Source organism: Microlunatus endophyticus, assembly GCF_014646195.1.
In the GTDB taxonomy this organism is placed as follows: Bacteria; Actinomycetota; Actinomycetes; order Propionibacteriales; family Propionibacteriaceae; genus Microlunatus; species Microlunatus endophyticus.
Genome location: NZ_BMMZ01000007.1, coordinates 63,363 through 84,933, shown reverse-complemented (window position 1 = coordinate 84,933; position 21,571 = coordinate 63,363). Strand labels below are relative to the sequence as shown.

General features: G+C 65.5%; 18 protein-coding genes and 1 tRNA gene. 8 read left to right on the top strand and 11 right to left on the bottom strand.

The genetic code is table 11. The features are described from left to right. Window positions 1-5 precede the first annotated feature (5 nt). A complete protein-coding gene (locus IEY07_RS14760; protein WP_229670136.1) occupies window positions 6-839 on the bottom strand; it encodes a tyrosine-protein phosphatase in 834 nt (277 codons plus the stop codon). A 141-nt stretch (window positions 840-980) separates the two neighbouring features. Here IEY07_RS14760 and IEY07_RS14755 point away from each other — a divergent pair, with 141 nt between their 5' ends. Genes IEY07_RS14755 through IEY07_RS14745 form a run of 3 tightly spaced genes read left to right on the top strand, consistent with a single transcriptional unit; the run spans window position 981 to window position 3,209 of the window. Continuing rightward, window positions 981-1,889 carry a hypothetical protein gene (locus IEY07_RS14755; protein ID WP_188896156.1) on the top strand — a complete coding sequence of 303 codons (909 nt, stop codon included), beginning with the start codon at window positions 981-983 and terminating at the stop codon, window positions 1,887-1,889. Between the two features lie 28 nt (window positions 1,890-1,917). Beyond that, window positions 1,918-2,850: a hypothetical protein gene (locus IEY07_RS14750; RefSeq protein WP_188896155.1), complete on the top strand. Its 933-nt coding sequence runs from the start codon at window positions 1,918-1,920 to the stop codon at window positions 2,848-2,850. Then, a complete protein-coding gene (locus IEY07_RS14745) occupies window positions 2,847-3,209 on the top strand; it encodes a GntR family transcriptional regulator (RefSeq protein WP_188896154.1) in 363 nt (120 codons plus the stop codon). Before IEY07_RS14750 ends, IEY07_RS14745 begins: the two co-directional genes overlap by 4 nt. 135 nt (window positions 3,210-3,344) lie before the next feature. Here the strand turns inward: IEY07_RS14745 and IEY07_RS14740 are convergent, their stop codons facing one another. From IEY07_RS14740 to IEY07_RS14715, 6 genes are all read right to left on the bottom strand, one after another. After that, entirely contained in the window at window positions 3,345-4,655 is a 1,311-nt protein-coding gene (locus tag IEY07_RS14740) for a putative hexosyltransferase (RefSeq protein ID WP_229670135.1), read from the bottom strand. Next, window positions 4,634-6,097: a glycosyltransferase family 87 protein gene (locus IEY07_RS14735; RefSeq protein WP_188896153.1), complete on the bottom strand. Its 1,464-nt coding sequence runs from the start codon at window positions 6,095-6,097 to the stop codon at window positions 4,634-4,636. Before IEY07_RS14735 ends, IEY07_RS14740 begins: the two co-directional genes overlap by 22 nt. Next, window positions 6,097-8,394: a transglycosylase domain-containing protein gene (locus IEY07_RS14730; protein WP_188896152.1), complete on the bottom strand. Its 2,298-nt coding sequence runs from the start codon at window positions 8,392-8,394 to the stop codon at window positions 6,097-6,099. The genes IEY07_RS14735 and IEY07_RS14730 overlap by 1 nt, the downstream gene beginning before the upstream one ends. Next, a complete protein-coding gene (locus IEY07_RS14725; RefSeq protein ID WP_188896151.1) occupies window positions 8,387-8,806 on the bottom strand; it encodes a DUF5318 family protein in 420 nt (139 codons plus the stop codon). Before IEY07_RS14725 ends, IEY07_RS14730 begins: the two co-directional genes overlap by 8 nt. A gap of 90 nt (window positions 8,807-8,896) precedes the next feature. Beyond that, a complete protein-coding gene (locus IEY07_RS14720; protein WP_188896150.1) occupies window positions 8,897-10,171 on the bottom strand; it encodes a neutral zinc metallopeptidase in 1,275 nt (424 codons plus the stop codon). A 405-nt stretch (window positions 10,172-10,576) separates the two neighbouring features. Continuing rightward, on the bottom strand, window positions 10,577-11,161 hold the full coding sequence (locus IEY07_RS14715; protein WP_188896149.1) for a TetR/AcrR family transcriptional regulator: 585 nt from the start codon (window positions 11,159-11,161) through the stop codon (window positions 10,577-10,579). Window positions 11,162-11,286: 125 nt separating this feature from the next. Here IEY07_RS14715 and IEY07_RS14710 point away from each other — a divergent pair, with 125 nt between their 5' ends. Beyond that, a complete protein-coding gene (locus IEY07_RS14710; protein WP_188896148.1) occupies window positions 11,287-12,021 on the top strand; it encodes an SDR family NAD(P)-dependent oxidoreductase in 735 nt (244 codons plus the stop codon). Between the two features lie 35 nt (window positions 12,022-12,056). Further along, window positions 12,057-12,680 (top strand): NADPH-dependent F420 reductase, encoded by a 624-nt coding sequence (locus IEY07_RS14705; protein ID WP_188896147.1) that lies wholly within the window; start codon window positions 12,057-12,059, stop codon window positions 12,678-12,680. Between the two features lie 36 nt (window positions 12,681-12,716). Here the strand turns inward: IEY07_RS14705 and IEY07_RS14700 are convergent, their stop codons facing one another. Genes IEY07_RS14700 through IEY07_RS14690 form a run of 3 tightly spaced genes read right to left on the bottom strand, consistent with a single transcriptional unit; the run spans window position 12,717 to window position 14,614 of the window. Next, on the bottom strand, window positions 12,717-13,163 hold the full coding sequence (locus IEY07_RS14700; RefSeq protein WP_268239225.1) for a type II toxin-antitoxin system VapC family toxin: 447 nt from the start codon (window positions 13,161-13,163) through the stop codon (window positions 12,717-12,719). Further along, window positions 13,144-13,419 (bottom strand): type II toxin-antitoxin system Phd/YefM family antitoxin, encoded by a 276-nt coding sequence (locus IEY07_RS14695; RefSeq protein ID WP_188896145.1) that lies wholly within the window; start codon window positions 13,417-13,419, stop codon window positions 13,144-13,146. Before IEY07_RS14695 ends, IEY07_RS14700 begins: the two co-directional genes overlap by 20 nt. Window positions 13,420-13,459: 40 nt before the next feature. After that, on the bottom strand, window positions 13,460-14,614 hold the full coding sequence (locus tag IEY07_RS14690; protein ID WP_188896144.1) for a Gfo/Idh/MocA family protein: 1,155 nt from the start codon (window positions 14,612-14,614) through the stop codon (window positions 13,460-13,462). A 66-nt stretch (window positions 14,615-14,680) separates the two neighbouring features. Between IEY07_RS14690 and IEY07_RS14685 the strand changes: the two genes are divergently transcribed. Then, window positions 14,681-14,753, top strand: a tRNA-Ala gene (locus IEY07_RS14685). A gap of 28 nt (window positions 14,754-14,781) precedes the next feature. On the opposite strand, the gene IEY07_RS14680 is transcribed toward IEY07_RS14685, so the two are convergent. Then, window positions 14,782-17,241: a GmrSD restriction endonuclease domain-containing protein gene (locus IEY07_RS14680; RefSeq protein ID WP_188896143.1), complete on the bottom strand. Its 2,460-nt coding sequence runs from the start codon at window positions 17,239-17,241 to the stop codon at window positions 14,782-14,784. Window positions 17,242-17,606: 365 nt separating this feature from the next. Here IEY07_RS14680 and IEY07_RS14675 point away from each other — a divergent pair, with 365 nt between their 5' ends. After that, complete coding sequence (locus IEY07_RS14675; RefSeq protein ID WP_188896142.1) at window positions 17,607-20,882, top strand: helicase-related protein; 3,276 nt, start codon at window positions 17,607-17,609, stop codon at window positions 20,880-20,882. Then, window positions 20,875-21,570: a DUF4391 domain-containing protein gene (locus tag IEY07_RS14670; protein WP_188896141.1), complete on the top strand. Its 696-nt coding sequence runs from the start codon at window positions 20,875-20,877 to the stop codon at window positions 21,568-21,570. Before IEY07_RS14675 ends, IEY07_RS14670 begins: the two co-directional genes overlap by 8 nt. Window position 21,571: the final 1 nt, after the last annotated feature.

Genomic DNA, 21,571 nt, shown 5'->3' with positions numbered 1-21,571 from the left:
GAGGCTCAGCTTTCAGCCGAAACCAGCAGTTTGGCCCGGAGCGCCGCGGTGTCCTCGTCGGTCCAGCCGATCTTGGCGAGCAACTCCGGCACCGAACCGTACTCACGCTCGATGTAGTCCAGGAACGCGATCATCGTCTCCGGCCGGGTTTCGTGCTCCGACAGCGGCCGGGACAACACGTTGTCCCGGTAGGTCTCGGTGCCCGACAGCTTATTGATGATCTGCTCGATCCGGATCGAACTGGCGGCGAAATCGTCGATCACCGCCTGCGGTTCAGCACCGACCAGCAGCAGCGCGAGCGCGACGATGGTCCCGGTCCGGTCCTTGCCCGCCGCACAGTGCACCAGCGCCGCCCCGTCGGCGGTGGCGATCACCCGCAGCGCCGCGAGCACCGAGTCCGGGCGGTCGGCGAGATAGGACAGGTAGAAGGAGGCGGAGTCGTCCTCGACCTCGATGGTCGGCCGGACCACCTCGGTCCACGGCAGCGCCTGCGCCGCGACCTCCTCCGGGCTGAGCGAGTTGATCTGGGTGGTCAGCTTGGACTCGGTCTGTTCCTCGGTGAGACTCGGCTTGAAGAGCGAATGGTGATGGATCGAGACGCCAGGCTCCTTGGTCAGCGGACCGGGTCCTTCCTGGGCCACTTCGAGATCGGTGCGCAGGTCGATCACGTCGGTCAGGCCCAGATCGAGTAGCGCCTGGACGGTCTGCTCAGGCAGTCGCTGCAGATTGTCCGAGCGCAGCAGCCTTCCGCGGGCGATGCTGCCCCCGTCTGTGGTCGGGATGTCCCCGACATCCCGCAGATTGACCAGCCCGTCGAGATCGATCCAGTTCACCGTCACGGCCCGATTCTAGAGAGCGGTCGTTGCCGCCCGGTTACGCGGATGTGTACGGCGCCGGCCTGGGACCCGGCGCGACCACTTGGCCGGGAGCATTTGTACTGATACATTCTTTGTATTGGTACGAACGGAAGGAGGCCATCAGTGTTCATCAGCTACGTTGCCGTCGGGGTGTGCCTGCTGGCCGGATCCGCGCCGCTGCTCCTGACCACCAACGACAAGCAGCGCCAGAAGGCGCTGGACCGGTATGCCCGCAAGGTCAACCTGGCGATCACCGATGACGTACGCCCGCTGGTCGTCCGGCGGATCACGATCGTCGAGCGGTTCACGCTGATCGGCGGTGCGGTCGGGGGGCTGCTCGGACTGGTACTGAGCGTCGTCCTCAGAGCCGCCGGGGCAACCGATTGGGCGGCCTCGTTCGCGATCCTGCTCGGCCTCGCGATCGGGATCAGTTTCGCCCCGGTCGGGTCCGTGGTGCTGACCACACTGGGCATCGCGGCAGGACCACGGGTGGCCCGGATGACCACACCGGCCGTGACCGACTACGTGCCGCGACTGGAGTTGCGTGCGGTGCCGATCGCGCTCGGTTGCGCCGGGCTGGCGATCGCCGGCGGCATGGTCGCACTGGGGACCGGCGTGCTGCAGGGGCATCGGCTGGATGCTGTGGGCGTCCTGGTCTCCCCTGGCGCGATCCTCGCCTACGTCGCGGCGCTCGGCTACGCAGCCGCCTTGATCTTGGTCCGGGTCGTGCTCAACAGTGGACAGCCCGCGGGCAGCACCCAGGAACTGGCCTGGGACGACGCGATGCGGGCATCCTCGCTGCGCAGCCTGATCCACACCCCGCTGGCCATCGCGGCGGCCTCGGTCGTCGTGACCTTCCTGGACGTCGGCTCCCGGACGATCAACCAGCCCGTGCTGATCGGAACCATCGGGGTCGCCGCGCTGGTGATCTTCGTCGTCGCGATGATCACGGTCGCGGTTACGGACGCCGCGAGCAGGCCGGGCCAGCACTACTGGCGCCGCTTGTGGCAGGACGCGGATCCGGTGCGCTGACCATGATCAGGAGCGTGAGGAGACCGCGATGACGCGCTTCACCTGGACCATGTACATCGTGCTCGCTGTTGGGTTGGCGGCCGGAACTGTGGTCACCATCACCCGCTGGTTCCGGCGGCGGATCCTCGCCGATTACGCCCGACGATTCGATCTTGAGGTGCCAGAGGAGCTCGAATCCCGGCTGCGTCGGCGGGCCGGTGCTCCCTTCACGGCGACCTGCCTCGGCGGGCTGGTCGGGCTGACGGCGGGCGCCGTGATCTCCGCACTAGTGATCCCTCCGCCCGACTACTCCCGGCAGGTCCCGCCCGTCGACCCGTCGACGGCGGTCATGATCGTCACAGCTTTGTCGGGCGGCGTAATCTTCCAGGTGGTGACAGCCGTCGCGTTGGCGCTGCACCGGCCGACCGGCCGTCGGGTGGCCCGGAGTACGACACCGCGGCTGAGCGATTATGTATCCGGCGTGGAGCGCTCTGCAGGGTGGATCGTGGTCTGCGCGGCCGTGATTTTACTGGTGAGCATTGCAGTTGCCGAACGATCCGGGGCGCTGCACAACCCGGTCATCGAGGAAGAGAGCGTCTTCGGTTCGATGGGTGCATTCTTCGCCTATGTCTCGATCGGTGGGCTGATCGTCGGCTCGCTGCTGTCGAGAGTCGTCCTGCACGGCCCGCAGCCCGCAGGATCGTCGACGGAGTTGGCCTGGGACGACGCGCTGCGTGCACAAACGCTGCGCGGACTTGTCGGCCTGCCACTGACCTGGGGTATCTACTCCCTGCTGCAGAGCTTCGCTGAGATCATGATCGGCAGCACCTGGCATCCGCGCGCACTGGCATACCTCTTCGTCGTGATGGCTCTCGCTGCCTGCGCCGCAACGGTCGGATACCTCTACAGCACTCGCAGGTCGGTCTCCGATCGCTACTTCCGGCGCAGACTGTGGAGTACGGAAAAGCTGGCCGCCCGATGATACTGACCATCGACCCGGACGACCGGACTGCGCCGTACGAGCAGCTCCGCCAGCAGTTGATCACCGCGATCAGCAGCGGCGAGCTGGCGCCCGGCACCAAGCTCCCAACCGTACGGCGGCTGGCCGCTGATCTGGGCATCGCGCCCAATACGGTCGCCCGCACCTATCTGGAGCTTGATCGGGAAGGATTGATCGAGACCCGTGGCCGGCAGGGCAGCTTCGTCGCCCGCCGCGAGCAGGCCCAGCAGCCGGACGAGGCGCGGCGGGCAGCAGACGCCTACGCCCAGCTCATCCGTCGGCTCAACCTGGACGACACCACCGCCCTGGGTCTGATCAGGAGTGCGCTGGGAGGATCCTGACCCTTTGACGAGCTCAGGGCCCGGAACGCAGGTCTGCTGGCGCACATAGTGCCGTTCTCAAGAATCTTGAGATTCTTTGAGATCTCAAGCGCCACGACACTTGTCTCATGAACGGCCGCGGGAACTGTCCCGACCTCAGGAAGCCCAGTTGCCGGTGAAGTACAACCAGGACCAGCCGATCATCAGCGCGCCGCCGATCACGAAGAGCATGATCACCGCGACCCGGTGGACGATCGCCGGCCCGCGGCGGTGCGGGCGCCAGCTCCCCCACCGGGCGATCATGATCATCAGCGGGAACCAGAGAAGCACCGCCCGGTTGACCGACATGTACCAGTAGGACAACGAGAAGGCGAGCACCTGCACCGCGACCCAGCTGGCCTCGGCCCACAGCTTGCGGGTCAGGCACCAGATCGTCACCAGGACGCCGATCGCCATCGAGATCATCTCGGCGCGGAACACCCACGCCCAGTAGGGATGATCGGCGTACGCGCCCGGTTGCACCGCCGCCCAGGTGTTGAGGAATGACTGCCAGGGCCAGGTGAAACCGCGATACCAGCCGTCGACCTGGGCTTTGTACCAGGCGTCCCACCGGCCGCTCAGCGCGTGCTCGTAGATCACGAACGCGGCCAGCACCGCGACCGGGATCAGCAGCCAGAGCAGCCGGCGGCCGCGACCGGCCCACCGGGTCCGGGTCGAGGTGATGATCATCACCGCCAGCGCACCGACCAGGAACAGCCCGGAAACCCGTACGGTGCAGGCCAAGCCGGCCAGGATGGCTGCTGCCGCCCAGCGATCGGAACGGGCGCGTTCCCATGCCCAGAAGGCGAGCGCACAGAACAATGCCTCGGTGTAGCCGACGGTGGTGAAGACCGTGGTCGGGATGAAGAGCCAGACGACCGCAGCCCAGCGGCCGCCGAGCCGCATCAGTGCGATCGCGGCCGCCGCCGAGGCCAGCCCGGCGATGATCATCCCGGTGACGGGGGTCGGCAGGCCGACGATCAGCCCGACCCGCAGCAGCCACGGCAGCCCGGGGAAGAAGGCCAGCAGCTCACCCTTCGGGTCGAAGCCGTAGCCGTATCGGGCCAGGTCGCCGAAGTGCACGGCATCCCAGTTGTTGGTCATGTCCAGCAGCCGGCGGTGGGTGATCACCGCGAGCAGCAGCGCGACGAGCGCGATCAGCCCCCGGCTCGCGATCCACGCCTGCAGGGTGATCCGCCCGCTGCGCAGATCAAGCGGCTGCAGCTCCAGCCCGGAGGGCCGCCGCCACCACCGGCGCAACCGGTCGCGTACGCCATCGGCCGGCGAGGACACGGGCTCGCTGTCCTCGCCCTGAGTGTTACCGAGCTGAGTGTTACCGAGCTGAGTGTTGTCGAGCCGAGTGTTGTCGAGCTGGGGGAGGTCGGTCGCGGGAGTCATCGGAGTGCTCAGCCGGTGCTGGCCAGCCATTGGTGCAGCCGTCGCACCCAGGGCGCGTCCGGAGCACCGCGCAGGACACCGCCGGCGGGATCGTCGGCGACAGTTCCGTAGAAGACGGTCCCCTGCGCGCCCGCGCTGCGCAGCGGGTCGTACCGGTCGGGCACCAGGATGTCGCGGATGATCACCAGGCCGACCCACACCTCGCAGGCGATCCGGAAGATCACGGCCAGCCAGTAGAGCTTGTCCGGACCGCCGTTGCCCGGGGTGAGCGTGCCGTCGAGGTGGGCCCAGATGGCCAGGAAGTAGCCGAGCTCGCCGACGGTGAAGATCACCCACTCGCGCCAGCGGGGCCTGGCCAGCACCAGCAGCGGCAGCAGCCACAACACGTACTGCGGCGAATAGACCTTGTTGGTGATCAAGAAGGCCGCGATCACCAGGTAGCCGAGCTGGCCGAAGCGTGGCGGGCGGCGGGCGGCGAAGATCAACCAACCGATGCCCGCGCAGAGCAGCACCAGGATGACGGTGTTGATCACATTGAGATGCGGCACCGGATGTCCGGCCAGCGAGAAGACGTACCAGATCGAGCCGAGATCACCGGTGCGGTCGGAGTTGAAGGTCCAGAAGACCAGCCACTGATCGGGGGCGAAGATCATCACCGGCAGGTTGGGCACCAGCCAGGCGACCGCGAAGCCGATCATCAGCCGGCCGAATTCGCGCATCTTCTGCCGCCGCAGGCACAACAGGATCAACGGGCCCAGGAAGAGCACCGGATAGAGCTTGGCGGCCGTGCCGAGGCCGAACATCACCGCGGCCAGCCCCGGCCGCCTGCGTCCCCAGAACATGAAGCCCAACGCGGTCAGCGCGACGGCCAGGAAGTCCCAGTTGATGAAGCCGGCCAGCAGCACCATCGGGGAGATCGCGATCATCATCGCGTCCCAGCTGCGGCCCTGGGCCAGGTCGGCGGGGATCGTCCGGGTGTGCGCCCAGACGGTGATCAGGAAGAGCACGCCGAGCACGACCAGGTTGACCGTGGCGAAGAGATTCGAGGCGTCCAACGCCTGCTGGGTGTCCAGGCCCGGTCCCACCGGAGCGCCGAACAGCACAGTGATCCGGCGCTGGAATTCCAGCAGGTAGCCGATCAGGACCGGATACTCCAGCGTCTGGTAGTTGCCGTGATCGAAATACGGGATGTTGCCGTCCGCCAGCCCACGAGCCGTGTAGAGCAAGGGAATGTCGGAGTAGCACAGGTATTTGTACGTGTCCGGGTAGACCCCGGCGATGGTCGACCGGCACGGCAGCTTCTGCAGGGCCCCGACGATCCACAACAGGGTCGCGGCCAGCAGCGAGATGCGTCTGGCCGTCCACCAGGACAGGCTGCGGCCGGCGTGGCGGCCGGGCAGGCCGCCGAAGCGTCGGCTGAGCACGGCGAGGACGGGGTCCTTCGATGCCGGCACTCCCGCACCGGCGGACATCAGCCGCCCTCGCTCGGACCGGCCTTGGGCTTCTTGGGCTTGGTGGTGTCCTTCGACGTGCTCTTACTCGTCGCCGACGACGTGTCGGTCGGTGGCGGAGCAGTTTTGGTCGGCGGGGCCTTCGTGGTCGCCGGCGCGCTGGTCGCTGGGGCCGATGTCGTCGCGGGGGCCGAGGCGGGCGGAGCGGACTTGGTCGGCGGCGCGCTCGTCGGCGGAGCGGACCCGGTCGGGGTCGACGACGGCTTCGGCGTGTGCGTCGCCTTCGGCGTCGAGGTCTTCTTCGGCGTATGGGTCTGCGGCGGCGGTGACGGGTACTTGTCCTGATTGATCTTCGCCGGATCCGGGAAGTCCAGGATCTTCTGACCGTCGGTGGCGGTCTGCATGTAGTCCATCCAGGTCAGCAGCGGATAGCCGCTGCCGAAGAAGGTGGCGTCGTACGGCCGCTTGTAGGGATCGAGATCCTTGTTGCCGCCGTCACCGGCGACGTACATCACCGAGGTCGCCACCTGCCGGGTGTAGCCGGTGAACCAGGCCGAGGTGATCTCGTCGCCGACACCCTGGGTGCCGGTCTTGCCGGCGACCGGGCGCCCGAGCTGCTGGGCCGCGGCGCCGGTGCCGTCCTTGACGACTCCCTGCAGCGCGTAGCTGACGTTGCTGTCGACGTCCTTGGAGATCGCCTGGTGCGTGGCGGGCTTGGCCTTGTAGACGACGTGGCCCTTGCTGTCCAGGATCTCGGAGATCATGTGGTGCTGGGTGTAGGTGCCGTTGTCGGCGAAGGTCGCGTACGCATTGGCCATGTTGAGCGGGCTGACCTGGGCGCTGCCGATCGCGACCCGGTCGTTGGGTTTCCAGTCCTGAGCCGACTTCTCCTTGATCGCGCCGATCTTCTGGGCGGTGTCGATCACCTTCTGCGGGCCGTCGCCCGGCAGCTTGGTGTCAAGATCGACGAAGGCGGTGTTGATCGACTGGGCGGTCGCCTTCAGCAGCGTGACCGGGCCGTACTGCTCGGAGAATTCGTTGCGGATCGGCACCCCGTCACCGGGCGGGGTGAAGGTGTCGCCATTCATGATCGAATACAGGCTGAAGCCGTTCTCCAGGCCGGTCGCCAGCGCGAAGGGTTTGAAGGTCGAGGCCGTCGCCCGCGGCGTGGTCGCCCAGTTGCGGGAGTTCTCGATGTAGTCCGGGCCGCCGTACATCGCCAGCACACCGCCGGTCTTGACGTCGATCGAGGTGATCGCCACGTGCAGATTCTTCGACGACTTGTGGCCGGAGTCCGTGGCCGACATCTTGGTGTACTTCTTGGCCGACTTGACCGCGGCGTCCTGGTCCGTCTTGTCGAAGGTGGTGATGATCTTGTAACCGCCGCCGCGGACCTGGGACTGATCGACCGGCAGGGTGGCCAGTTCGTCCTCGACCGACTTCAGCAGAAACCCTTGTGGACCGCGGTATTTCTCGCTGACCGGGATCTTCGGCAGCTTCGGCAGCTTCTCGGAGTAGGTCGCCGCTTCGTCGGCGCTGAGGTAGCCGGATTTGACCATGGACTGGAGGACGTAGCGGTAACGATCGAGCAGCGGCTGGCTGTCGCCGCCGTTCTCGTCCGGGTCCAGGTAGCCGGGATTGTTCAGCACGGCGGCGAGCACCGCCGACTGCTGGGTGGTCAGATCCTCGGCGTCCTCGTCGAAGTAGGCATGGCTCGCAGCCTGGATCCCGTACGCACCCCGGCCGAAGTAGATCGTGTTGAGATAGCCGGTGAGGATCTGCTGCTTGGACATCTGGTGGGTGAGCTTGCGGGCCAGCAGCAGCTCTTTGATCTTGCGCGAGATGGTCTGCTGCTCGGTCAGATACATCACCTTGATGTACTGCTGGGTGATCGTCGAGCCGCTCTGCAGGCTGCCACCGCGGGCGATGTTGACCGCCGCCCGGACCATGCCCGGGACCGAATAGCCGGGGTCGGTCCAGAAGGTGTTGTTCTCCGCGGCGACCACGGCGTTCTTGATCGAATCCGGCATCTGGGCGTACGTGATCGACTGCCGGTTCTGCACCTCGATGTCGCCCAGCTTGGTCTTGGCGTTGTCGTAGTAGATGTAGCTGGTGTTGGTGGTGAACTCGGTGTTCGGGTCCGGGACCTCGGTCCGCTGGTAACCGATCAGGACCGCGACCGCACCGGCGACACCGAGCCCGACGACGACGGCAAGCAGCGTCAGAAAGATCCGCTTGATCACCCGTCCCGGAGTGAGCTTCTTCTTCCTCTTCGTCTTGCGTTTCGTCGGCCTGCTCGCCTGGGGCCGATCAGCCATAGATGTCCTCGACGGTCTGCTGCCGGCGCGGGGGCTTGCGCTTGACCCCGTCCCCCAGCAGATAGGACGCGATCATGTGGTTCCACCCGCAATCGGGGCAGACCTCGACGACCACGACCTTGAACTCGCCGTAGAGGGACTGCATCTCCTCCAGCTCCGCGAGCCGCTTGATCCGGCCGGAGTATTGGCCGAGCTGGTCGCCGAACGTGTAGTGCAGGTTGACCATGGCCGCGCTGTCGCAGACCGGGCAATGGGCATCGGTCGGTTCGCCGTGATACTTGGCCGACCGGATGAGCATCGGGTCGGCATCGCAGGCGTCGAGGGACGACAGATTACGGATCGGCTGCCGCATCGCTCGCAGGGTGGAGCGACGCTGCAGCGCGTAATCGATGACCTCTCGCTGCGACCACATGGGGAATAGGGTACGACCCGGACAAGGCCGGTAAGAACCTCTGTAATGGGCTTGTTAGGGACTCCACAGCCAGATGCCGTCCACGGCGGGTCAGGAGACATCGGAGGCGGGCGCCTTGAACGTGTCGCACTGGTAGACGTCGGCGTACTTGTGGCCCTGGGCGAACCAGGCGGCCTGGTGCTCGCCGGAACCGTGGGTGCTGGTCAGCCGGCGGGTGGTCTCGAACTGCACCTGCTGCTTGTAGCGGGCGGTGCTCATGCCCCCGACCCGGGTGACCGCCAGGCCGGAGAAGCACTGGGCCTGCAACTCGATCCGGCGGGTCCACTTGTCGGCGGACGCGGTCGAGCCGGCCGCGGACTCCAGGACCGATGCCGAGGTCAGGATCCCGGTCCTGGCCTGGATCGAGTGCCCGTATTCGTGGGAGACGATCTGCCAGTACTGCCCCCAGTCGTAGCCCGGGGCAGCCTTCGGATTGGCAAGGGTCGGGTCCACGTAGAGCTCCTGATTGGCGCTGCAGTAGAAGGCGGCGAAGTGGCCCCGCTTCTGGGTGCCGCAGGGTGTGCCGATCTCGGCGGAGTCGAATATCTGCACCCGGACCTTGGTCGCCTGGAAGCCGGCGCGGGCGACCGGTCCGGCCCACATCGCCTGGTCGCAGTCGGCGATCTTCTGCAGCCAGGACTGCATGGCCGCATTGCTGAGGCTCGGGTAGGGATAGCGATCCATCGGCGGCCCGTCGCTGCAGGCGTGCTTGGCGACCTTCTCCAGGTAGAGGTTGTCGTCGGCGACCAGCTTCTTGGCCTCAGCCGGTGAGGTGGAGACGGTGGGCAGCGGGATCTCCTCATAGCCCTGCTGCTTGCGCAGGTCCGGTCGAGTCGGCTGCTTCGGCTTGCTGGTCTTGGCGCTGGTCTTCTTGGCGCTCGGCTTCTTGGTCGCCGTGGTGGCCCTGGTGGTCGGCTTGGGGGCCGGTTTCGAGCTGTGGGTCGGGTGCGACCGGGTCGACGGGTCGGGCACCGGTTCCTGGGATGCCGAGGCCTGGCCGCTCGGATAGCTGATCTGCGGCGAGGAGCCGCCCTGCGAGGCGGCCGACGCGCCGATTCCGACGACCGCGATGACGATCACCAGGACGACGATCACGGCCAGGACCAGCGGGCCGGAGATCAGCAGGATCATCGGCCAGGACGATCTGCGCCGGCCCTGATAACCACCGGGGCCATAGCCGTACGGCATGGTCTGGCGCTGCTGCCAGCGTCGTTGCTGCCACAGCTGGCGTTGCCACAGCTGGCGTTGCCACAGCTGTTGTCGTTGCTGTTGCTGCCACTGCTGCTGGCTGGGCTGCTGCGGGTTGGGCTGCTGCGGGTTGGGCATGGCGGGCGGCTGGGCGCGCGGCGGCGCGGGTCGCCACACGGGCGGACGGGGCGCCTGCTGTTGTTGCGGTGGTCTCCAGGCAGGTGGCTGCTGGACCTGCGGGTGCCAGCCCGAACCTGCTTTCGGGGGCTTCACGCGTGGCACGCGGAGACGTGGCGGGCCACCGGACGGGCGCGAGGGGTGATGGTGCGGGCGAGGCGCTTGCATTCAGTTGGCCACAGGGGTTCTGCCGATCATGTCGCTAGAACGGTAGCCGTCGGCGGGTTCAGCCCTCTGAGCGCAGGTCTCAGGCAACTGGTCCGCTTCCGAGTCCGTGGAGCTCCCGCACCAGGTGCTGCGTCCCGCACCGGGTGCGGCCGGTGCGCGATGCAGCAGCCGGTGCGGGAGAGAACGGGACCCGACGGATCAGGCCGTCGCGCCTGGCGGGATGGCGTTGTCGATCAGCACGGCGGCGATGGCAGCGGCGGTCGAGAAGGCTTCGCGGTTGAGGACCCGGCTGCGGGCCGACGCCCCGTCGATCAGGAGCGCCAGCTGTTCGCCGAGCTGTTCGGGATCCTCGGCGCCGGCTTCGCGGGCGGTCTCGGTCAGCCGGGCGGCGAAAGCGATCTTGTAGTCGCGCGCGCACTGCGATGCCGGGTGTTCGGGGTCGTGGAGTTCGACGGCCGCGGCGATGTAGGGGCACAGCGGCGTTGACTCGGGCAGCTCGAAGGCGGCCAGGAGCCGCTCGCGGGGCGTCAGGTCCGTACGGTCGAAGACCCCGGGCATGACGTCTGGGTCGAACTGGCGCAGGTATTCGGCGACGAGCTCGTCCTTGGTGGCGAAGTGCTGGTACGCGGTGCGCTTGGAGACCTGGGCCACGGCGCACAGCTGGTCCATGCCGGTGCGGTTGATGCCCTGATCGCGGAACAGCTGCTCCGACGCGCTGAGGATGCGCTCGCGTGCGCCCCTGCCGCGACGCCGGCCCTGCGGCCCCTTCTCCACCACCGTCATGCGACCTAGCATAGCTCGTTCGGTACTGATCGGTGTACATAACTTGCGCCACGCAACATCGCCCATTACGTTAAGTACTCAGATCGGTGTACTTAACATCGGCACGAACCTGACTTGGAGTAATTGTGGGAAAGCTCGATGGCAAGGTCGCGGTGATCACCGGCGGATCCACCGGCATGGCACTGGCCGGCGCCCGACTGTTCGTCGATGAGGGTGCGTACGTCTTCATCCAGGCCCGGCGGCAGGAGGCGCTGGACGAGGCCGTCGAGCTGATCGGCCGCAACGTCACCGCCGTCCAGGGCGACGCGTCGGACCTGGACGATCTGGACCGTCTGTACGACACCGTCAAGCGGGAGAAGGGCTCGATCGACGTGCTGTGGGCCAGCGCCGGGATGGGCGAAGCGGCGGCCCTCGGCGACATCACGGAGGATCAGTTCGAGCGCGCCTTCGGGCTGAACGTGCGCGGCACCCTGTTCACGGTGCAGAAGGCCCTGCCGCTGATCAACGACAACGGTTCGATCTTCATGACCGGGTCCACGGCTTCACTCAGCGCGTTCCCCGGCTGGAGCCTGTACGCCGGGAGCAAGGCGGTCCAGCAGGCCTGGGCCCGGGTGTGGCTCAACGAACTGCGCGATCGCAACATCCGGGTCAACGTCCTGACTCCCGGACAGGTCGCCACCGCCAAACAGGAAGAACTCTTCGACGAGGCGACCAAGGCCGCGTTCGAGTCCCTCATCCCGCGCGGATCGATGGGCCGTCCGGAAGAAATCGCCACCGTCGCGCTGTTCCTGGCATCCGAGGACTCGAGCTACGTCAACGGTCTGGAACTCGTCGCCGACGGCGGCACCACCGCCCTCTGACCCACCCTTGTGAAGCACGAAAGCGAGCACACCTCATGAGCAGCATTACCCTCATCGGTACGGGAAACATGGCCCGCACCATCGGCACGCTGGCGGTGGCCGGCGGCAACACGGTCGAGGTCGTGGGCCGCGATCAGTCCAAGGTCGCAGCCCTGGCCGAAGCTCTGGGCAGCGGCACAACAACCGGACAGTGGGGCGCCGTCCCGGCCGGCGACATCGTCATCACGGCGCTGCTGGCCGACGGTGTCGTGCCGGTCGTCGCCGAATACGGAGACGCTCTGGCGGGCAAGATCATCGTGGACATCAGCAACCCGTTCAACGCCACGGCCGACGGTCTGGCTTACGAGGGCGAGACGTCGATCGCGCAGGAGGCCGCAAAGGTGGCCCCGGCCGGCGCCCACGTGGTGAAGGCGTTCAACACGATCTTCCGTGGCGTCCTGGAGAAGGGCCGGCCCGCCGTCTTCATCGCCGGCGACGATGCGCAGGCGAAGGCGAGCGTGGGGGCGTTCGTCAAGAGCCTCGGGCTGCGCCCGCTGGATGCCGGCGGTCTGGCGATGGCGCACTGGCTCGAAGGCTTGGGCCTGGTCACGATGGGCCTCGCGAACAACGGAGTCGGCCACTGGGACTTCGCTGTCGGTGTCGACGAATTCACGGACTGAGCCTCGGGCGGCTGGCGGCCCGATCCGGGACCCCGTTTAGTGATCGACGGGTTCCCGGTTCGGGTCGTCAGTGACCGGATCAAGCACCGCGAAGCCGAGGTTGCTGGCTGCCTTCGCCATCTGACGGTCATGGGTCACCATCGTCAGAGTTCCCACCCCGAGCCGGAGCGCCGAGGCGACGTGGATTGCATCGGCACTGCCGAGTCGCTCGTCCAAAGCGACGGCCTCGGCGAGCAGTTCGTCGTTGACCGACATCAGGAAGAACTCGTCCACATACTCGGACACGATGTCTTGGTCGACGCCGGCATTCTTGGTCACGCGGCGAACTTCAAGCTCCATCAGTCGAGATGCGACGAACCGGTTGTGCGCGGCGGACGCACTTTCGAACCAGGCTTTGGCTGCGCGCGACTGCTCGACGATCGCCCGCAGCAACACCGAGGAGTCGACGTACCAGGTCGGCGCCTCAGTGGCCGAGGCGGTCACGGTCGGCCTCGAGTGTCGCGCCCAGATCGGATGAGGCAGTGGCCGTGCGGCGGACGCGCTTCCTGGTCGTCGCTCGCGGTGGTGTCAGGATCCCGGTCTGAACGAGCGCTGCGACAGGGTCGCTTTGGTTGCCTTCGACGCGGACCAGGCGATACGCCGCGGTGCCACGGCGCAGGATGAGGACCTCGTCGTCATCGGCGAGACGCGTGGCACGGGAAGGATTCTGATTGAAGTCCGTCAGCGTGATCGTCTGCATGACCAAATTCTAGCATTTATCCTAGAATCAGCCGGCTGGTTCAGATCTGCCAAGGCTCCTGCACGGTCCGTACAATCTCGCCCGACTCGGCGGATTCGCGGATCGCGAGCGCCAGCAGCTGGTCCTGGGACGCCTGGGCCAGCGGGTAGGGCGGCTCGGCGCCGTCGCGGACCCAGTGGCCGGTGCGTTCCAGCAGGTCGGCGACCGCGATGTCCTCGTCGGGCAGGGTGTGGCCGAAGTAGGGGTTGGTATAGAGGACACGCTGGCCGTCGCCGATCTGGTAGAGATCGGGCACCTCGAAGTTGAGATACTGCCCGGTCTGCCAGCGGCGCAGATCGGATTCCAGCGGGGTCCGCGGGGCGGGCAGCCGGACCAGGTGGTCGTCGGCAAGCTCGCCATGGGTGCCGCGGACGATCAGCCGGTTGCCGCGAACGGGATTGCGGACCTGGTTGTCGGTGTAGTCGTAGACGGCGACTCTGCCGTCGAAGTCCAGGCTCGCCAGCGTCATCGTCCGGTCGACCGGGTCGATGTGGTCGGCCCAGCCGGCGCGGCTCTGTGGATCGACCATCCGCTGGGTGAACGAGCGGGCCGAGATCGCCGCCTCCTCGAACCCGATGCCGAGCATCTGCCGCAGGATCGCGACCGCGTGGTAGGTCTGCGTCGAGGAGATGTACGCCCAGGTGACGTCCCCGACCGCGCCGGTGTCGAGCAGCGCGCGCCGGGCGAGATTCCCCGGATGGAACGGATACTGCTCCGCGACCTGGACCAGTCCACTGTCCCCCACCGCCGCCCAGAGATCGCGAAGGCTCTCGACGTCGCGCGCCGGCGGCGTCTCCGCGACCACCGGAATGCCGCGGCCGACCAGATCCTTGATCACCTCAGGCGTCACCGCGACCGGCGTCGAGGTGATCATGAAGTCGATCGGGTGCCGGTCCAGGAACCGACCAAGATCCGTGTACGCCGGCACCTGCCAGCTCTCCACGATCTCGTCCACCCGCGCCTCGCTGCGCGTGACGACGCCCTCGAGCGTGAACCGCTCGGGCAGTCGTTCGGCGATCCGGACGAACGCCTGCGTACGCCACCCGCTCCCGATCACCCCATACCGGATCGGCCCCAACGATCCCTGAGCTTGTCGAAGGGCATCCGAGCCCTGAGCTTGTCGAAGGGCTTGATCATCCGGACCGGCGGCTGGCATGGCGACTCCTCGTCGAGCTTTCACTTTGTCCAGCATCATCCCAGTGCCGTATCCTTCAGACTCCGAGGGGCATTAACTCAGTTGGTAGAGTGCGACCTTTGCAAGGTCGAAGTCAGGAGTTCGAGTCTCCTATGCTCCACTCGGCGTCGCGATACGGGCGATGCCAACTACTCGCCCTTGCCGCTTACCGCGGCGCTCTCGGCGTTTTCAATCACCTCGGTGAAGAGCTCCGCTGCTGACTCGTCCATCCAGTACCGAACAGGGCTCCCGTCGATCCATCGTGACGGCAGGTGGTGGCCGAGGTTCCCTGCGAATCGCCCCGGCCACGCGAGCGTGCCGGCGATGCCGCGCGCATCCATCTTCAGCGCCGCTCCAAGCTCGGGTGCCGTTAGCGGGTGGGGCGATGACTCGGCGAGAAGCGAGAAGAGCTTCTTTGCCGGATCGCTCAACTGGCCCCAGAACTCGGCAGCAACCTCCGCGTCGGCCTGTGGATCCCAGCGTTTGAGCGAGTCGTCGGATGGACGATGTCCGCGAAAGGCTTCACGGACATCGGCGAGTCGCCGGCCGTCGGGCAAGCTCCAGAAGGTCCAGCCGTTCGTCATCCCTCCGCGCACATGCTTGGCGGCGCTCGACGGGGTGGAAAAAGTCCTTTCGTCGATCACAAGGTCGCCGTCTGCTGTGACAGCAGCGCTCGTTCCTGCCCACTTGCCTCGCGCTTGAAGGACGGTTCCCGGTGCGATCAGTCCCGCGGCGACGAGGTGCTTGAGTTCGACCCAGGCCTCTTCCTCGGGTTTTGCGTCGTCGACCTGGCCGATGTGTCCGTCTGGCACAGGCCACGTACGCAGGAGTGCATCGATGAGGTGGTCAGTGCGGCTGTCGATGAGATCCTCGTTCCATCCGTGGGGCGAGGTTTCGCGGATGTCTCGATTCATCAGTAGGACGTCGTATTTGGCGAGTTTGGCCCGCTTCCCCTTGTCACCAAGCCACGGGCCGTTGGACACCGAGGAGTTGAGTGACTCGGTGAGGAGTGTGAGATTGCCGAGTCTGTGGACGTGATCGTTCCGTTCGATCTCTGCCTTGAGGCCGTCGACGGGCCAGTGCGTCTGCCATTTCTGGGGGAGCAGATGTTCGATCGGGTAGTTCCGTCTCGGCACCGGCCCAGCGTCGAATGTGGCACGGCGATCGTTCTCGACCGCTTCGAGAAACATCCGCAGGCGGCTGCGTGAGAAGCGCCTGTACGCGGCCTCCGTCTGCAAGGAGCGACGGATCTCTAGGTCGCCCGGCCAGTAGGTTGATGACACGCGCTGGCGGGAGAGGTACTCGGTGACTGCGCCAGCAAGTTGGTCAGGTGGCGTCGCGGAATGCACGCGGATCAGGTTGGCGACAGTCGCTCCAAGCGCAGAGAGCGGCAGCCGGAGGATCAGACGCCGCATGACCCAACTCTCAGCGGCGGCCACGACCCCGTCGATGGCTGCCTGTGGCAGGTCGCGGCCGGGCTCGTGGAGCCAGATAAGGAGCGGCTTGAGCAGCTCGATGCCGGCGGCCTTCATCCGGTAGACGCACATCTCGACTGCAGGCAGCGCGCGTTCAGGGTCCTCCGCGGCCAGCGTCCATTGCTCGTATTGGTCTGCTTGCACCTTGATGGTCGCGAGCAGCTCGCTCATCTTCTGCTGCGAACGCTGCTCGACGTAGTACTTGAAGAGCGTGAACGTCTGCTTGGTCGAGATCTCTTCGCCCATCCGCGACCCGAGCCACTGGTTCAGGAAGAGCGATGACCGCGACATGAACAGGCGACCGACCGAGATCTCGGTCTCCCAGAACCGCTTCTCGAATGGCCAGTCCTGCTCGTACACGCGCTGCGTGTCCGCACCCTCAGCGTCGAGGCGCTGGAAGACGAAGTTCTTGATGAGGTCCGCCGCTGTTAGAGGTGTGCCGCGCGCGTTGAGAGTTTCAAATATCTCCTGCGAGTTCTCCGTGGCTTTCAGGTCGATGACGACGAGCTGCAAGCCCTCCTTGAGCACGTTCGCGAGAGCGTCGGCGCGTTGGGCAACGGCGGCAACATCGCCCTCGTCCACCTCGGTGGTCAGCCATGAACGCACTTGTTCGAGGAAGAACTGATGGGCTCGCGCGATCTTCGAGGACCCGTGCTTGAGGGTCGAGTGATCCACGGGAAGGTCGGCGTTCATCACCTCGTCGAATGCCGCGCGATCGCGGTTCGTGTGCCGGATCTTGAGGCGCTCAGCCTCATCAGGGACGAAGTTCGGATCGTTGTGAGTCAGCGACTGAAGCTGCGCGGCCAGCGTTGCGATCCCCGACTCGGTGAAGGCGGCGGCGACGGCGTCGAGGACGATCTGAAGCGTCGTTAGGCGCTGTTGACCGTCAATCACGTTCCAGGCGGGCACCGCACCTGTCACGCCGTCGTACGCCTGGAGCACCACGGCGCCGAGGAAGTGCGCCCCGTTCGCCCACGGGTTTGTGAGACGGAGGTTGGCCATCCGCGCGATGTCCTGCCACAAAGGCAACCACTGCTCCTCCTCGTCCCACACATACGGACGCTGAAACAGCGGGACTACGAGATGCTGAGGCAGATTGAAGATCGCGAGGGGCGTGCGGACGTTGGTTTCCATCAGACCTTCACCTGGGAGCGAGCAACTGTCGCCACGTTATCCCAGTCACAGGCAAACGGCTTAGCCTCGATCCGCCGATGAACCGTGTGCGTTCGAGATGGGAGACAACGCGGCGACCGCGGCAAATGCTCCGCATGTTGGTTTCTAACCCGAACTGGCAGCGCAATGCTTCGGGCGACTATAAGGTGAGCGATGTGCGGACGCGCTCAGGACTCGACGGACAAACGGATGGCGCCGAATCCCACCTGGATGCTCGGATGATGCCCTCGCATCGAGTCGCGACAAAGAACATTCACCTACCCCCGAGATTTGGTAACCGCCGGCGCTGCTGCTCCAACGTCGGATCGACAGATGGTGTTGACTGAGTGCGCATCATCGATAATCTGAATCAGCTACTTGGCGATGACCTGCGAGATTCGATCAAGCCGGGTTCCAGGCTGCGTATCGCGGCAAGCACCTTCTCGATCTTCGCATTCGAGGCGCTCCAAGATGAGCTCGAGTCGATCAAGGAGCTGGAGTTCATATTCACCGCGCCATCGTTCACGACGTCTAGCGCAACCGACAAGCCAGCCTCAGAGCGGCGGCAGTTCTACATTCCGAGAGACATGAGCCGAGATGCAGCGCTCTACGGCACCGAGTTCGAGATCCGACTCCGCAACAAGCTGACTCAGCGAGCCATCGCCCGTGAGTGCGCGGAGTGGGTGCGCCAGAAGGTCACCTTCCGCTCGAACCGCACCGGCGCACCCATGCAGTCGTTCGCCGTGGTCGACGACACGGCCGCATATGCGCCACTTCAGGGCTTCACCACTGCTGACCTCGGGTATGAGCGGGGGCCTGCGGTGTCGAACATGGTGCACAAGATCGACGATGCGCCGTTCACGCAGCAATACATGCAACTCTTCGACCAGATATGGCATAACCCCGATCAACTCGATGACGTGACCGAGGTGGTGCGTGACCACATCGCCAGCGTGTACGCGGAGAATTCGCCGCAGCGAGTCTATTTCCTGATCCTCTACAACCTCTTCAACGAGTTCCTCGACGACATCAGCGAGGACGTCCTGCCCAACGACCTGACCGGCTATCAGGACACAGAGGTCTGGAAGGCGCTCTACAACTTCCAGAAAGACGCCGCGACCGGCGTGATCAACAAGCTGGAGACGTACAACGGCTGCATCTTGGCCGACAGTGTGGGCCTGGGAAAGACGTTCACGGCGCTGGCGGTGATCAAGTACTACGAGCTGCGCAACAAGACGATGCTCGTGCTGGCGCCGAAGAAGCTCGCCGACAACTGGACCAACTACAACAGCAACTACACGACGAACATCTTCGCCAAGGACCGCTTCAACTACGACGTGCTCGCGCACACCGATCTCTCACGTGACCGCGGCGAGTCGCTGGGCAAGCGACTGGACCTGATCAATTGGGGCAACTACGACCTGGTTGTGATCGACGAGTCTCACAACTTCCGCAACGCCGACTACGTCCAGGAGCGCGAGACCCGCTACCAGCGACTCATGCGCAAGGTCATCCGCGAGGGCGTGAAGACCAAGGTCCTCATGCTCTCGGCGACGCCGGTGAACAACCGGTTCAACGACCTGCGCAACCAGCTCGCCCTCGCCTATGAGGGCGACTCGACGCAGCTCGCGGCGAAGCTGAACATCCAGACCTCCATCGAAGAGGTGTTCCGGCAGGCGCAGCGTGTGTTCAACGAGTGGAGCGACCTGCCACCTGAGGACCGCACGACTGACGCAATCTTGGCCCGACTGGACTTCGACTTCTTCGAGCTGCTCGATGCGGTGACCATCGCCCGCTCGCGCAAGCACATCCAAGCGTTCTACGACACCGCCGACATCGGCGCGTTCCCAGAACGGCTCAAGCCGGCCTCGTTGCGACCGCCACTGACCGACCTGACGGGCGCACCTACGTTCAACGAAATCTTCGACCAGCTCCAGCTTCTGACGCTGGCGGTTTACACCCCTCTGGCGTACGTCTTCCCGAGTCGCCGCGACAAGTACGAACAGCTGTACGGAGCTGGCTCGGGACAGAACTACATGGGCGGCGAGACAGCCAACCTCGGCGCAGCCAGCCGCGAGCAAGGCATCCGCAAGCTCATGACCGTGAACCTACTCAAGCGCCTCGAGTCCAGCGTCGAGGCATTCCGCCTCACCCTCACTCGCCTAGAACTCACGGTCGCCGAGGCGATCGAAGCCGTCGACAACCACGCCGCGAAGATCGCCGACATCGTCTCTGCCTTCGCCGACATGGACGCTGAAGACGACGACTTTGAGTTTCCCACCAGCGGCACGGTCGGACGGAAGACGCAGATTGACCTGGCCGACATGGACGTCGAGTCGTGGAACCGGGACCTCGTCAATGACGGCAAGGTCATCCAGCAGCTGCTCGCCTCGATCAGCGGCATCAGCCCCGAACACGACTCGAAGCTGCGCGCGCTGCGGGACCTGATAGCGGGCAAACTGCAGCATCCTCTGAACCCAGGCAACCGCAAGGTGCTGATCTTCTCTGCGTTCGCTGATACCGCCGAATACCTCTATACAAATCTCGCACCAGGGCTCAAGCAGCACGGCTACCACAGCGCGCTCGTCACCGGCCAGGGCAACCCGTCCACCACGGTCGGTAAAGGATACGGCTTCCAGCAGACGCTCACGCTGTTCTCGCCCCGCTCGAAGCAGCGCCATCTCGTCATGCCGAAAGAGTCGTCGGAGATCGACGTGCTGATCGGCACCGACTGCATCAGCGAGGGCCAGAACCTCCAGGACTGCGACTATCTCGTCAACTACGACATCCACTGGAACCCGGTCCGAATCATCCAGCGGTTCGGTCGCATCGACCGGATCGGCTCGACCAACGATCGCATTCAGCTTGTCAACTTCTGGCCCGACATCTCCCTAGACGAGTACATCAACCTGAAGGAAAGGGTCGAGAACCGCATGGTTGCCGCGAACCTCGGCGGCACCGGCGACGACAACATCCTCGATCCAGACGCCGGTGACGCTGCATTCCGCAAGGAACAGCTGCGCAAGCTCCAAGACGAAGTAATTGAGCTCGAGGACGTCCGCGCCGGCGTCTCGATCACCGACCTCGGCCTGAACGACTTCCGCATGGACCTGCTCGGCTACATCAAGGAATACGGCGATCTGGCCGGCACTCCCAAGGGCCTGCACGCTGTCGTGCCCGCCGACCTCGACAAGGGGCTCAGGCCCGGCGCTCTATTTGTGCTGCGCAACATCAACGCCGACGAGCACCTCAACCGGGGCAACCGCCTGCACCCGTACTACCTCGTCTACCTTGACGATGGGGGTCAGGTGCTCGCCGACCACACGGAGGTCAAGCATCTGCTCGACCTGATCCGCGCGGGATGCCGCAACCGTGACGAGCCGGCTTGGGAGGTGTGCCGCGTCTTCAACGCCGCCACGCGTGACGGCGCGGACATGGGCAAGTACAGCCGCCTGCTCACCGACGCGATCCGCTCCATGATCGACGTCAACGAGGAACGCGACGTCGACAGCCTCTTCAGCCCCGGCCACACCACTGCGCTTGTGCAGACCATCGCCGGGCTCGACGACTTCGAGCTGATCGCCTTCCTCGCCATCGTCGAGGAGGAGGTGCCCGGTGGTTGAGCCCGTCCAAACCACGCCCGTCCTCTACCGCTGGCCCCGGAACGCCGCGTTCGGCCGCGCCGTGCCCAAGACCAAGTTCTACGAGCACAGCAACGTGCGCACTGCGCTGCGCGAGAGGTTCGTGGACGACATCCAGCGCATCACCTGGGCCTACAAGCTCGCCGACGACACCATCCGACTGCGCGGCACGACCACCGTGCCCGAGATCCAGGTCTTCACTATCGAGACCAAGGGCGCGGACGTCTCCGACGAGGTTCTCGCCGCCATCGACAAGACCGTGCACTTCCCGATCCTCTTCGAGGTCGCCAGCACCGAACGCGTTCGCATGTCCGCGGCGCAGAAGACGCTGGACGGCAAGACGCCGCGCATCGCGACCTACTTCACTACCGAGTGGCAACCCGTCGACGCGCCCCGCCGGCCACTGCCGACGGCACTGGACTTGCCGAGCCTGTACGAGGCACTCCTGGAGTCACTCTTGCCGGTCGCCACTCGCGTCGGCGAGACCGTGTCAGAGGCGACTGACAGACTAGACCGCGCCCGAAAGCTCCAACGCGAGATCGCCGCCTTAGAGAAGAAGCTGCGCACCGAACCACAACTCAACCGCAAGATCGAACTCCGCAGGCAGATCAAGGAACGTACTGCAGTGCTTGCCGAGCTGACAGACCCTGTACCGAGCAACAAGGAATGAC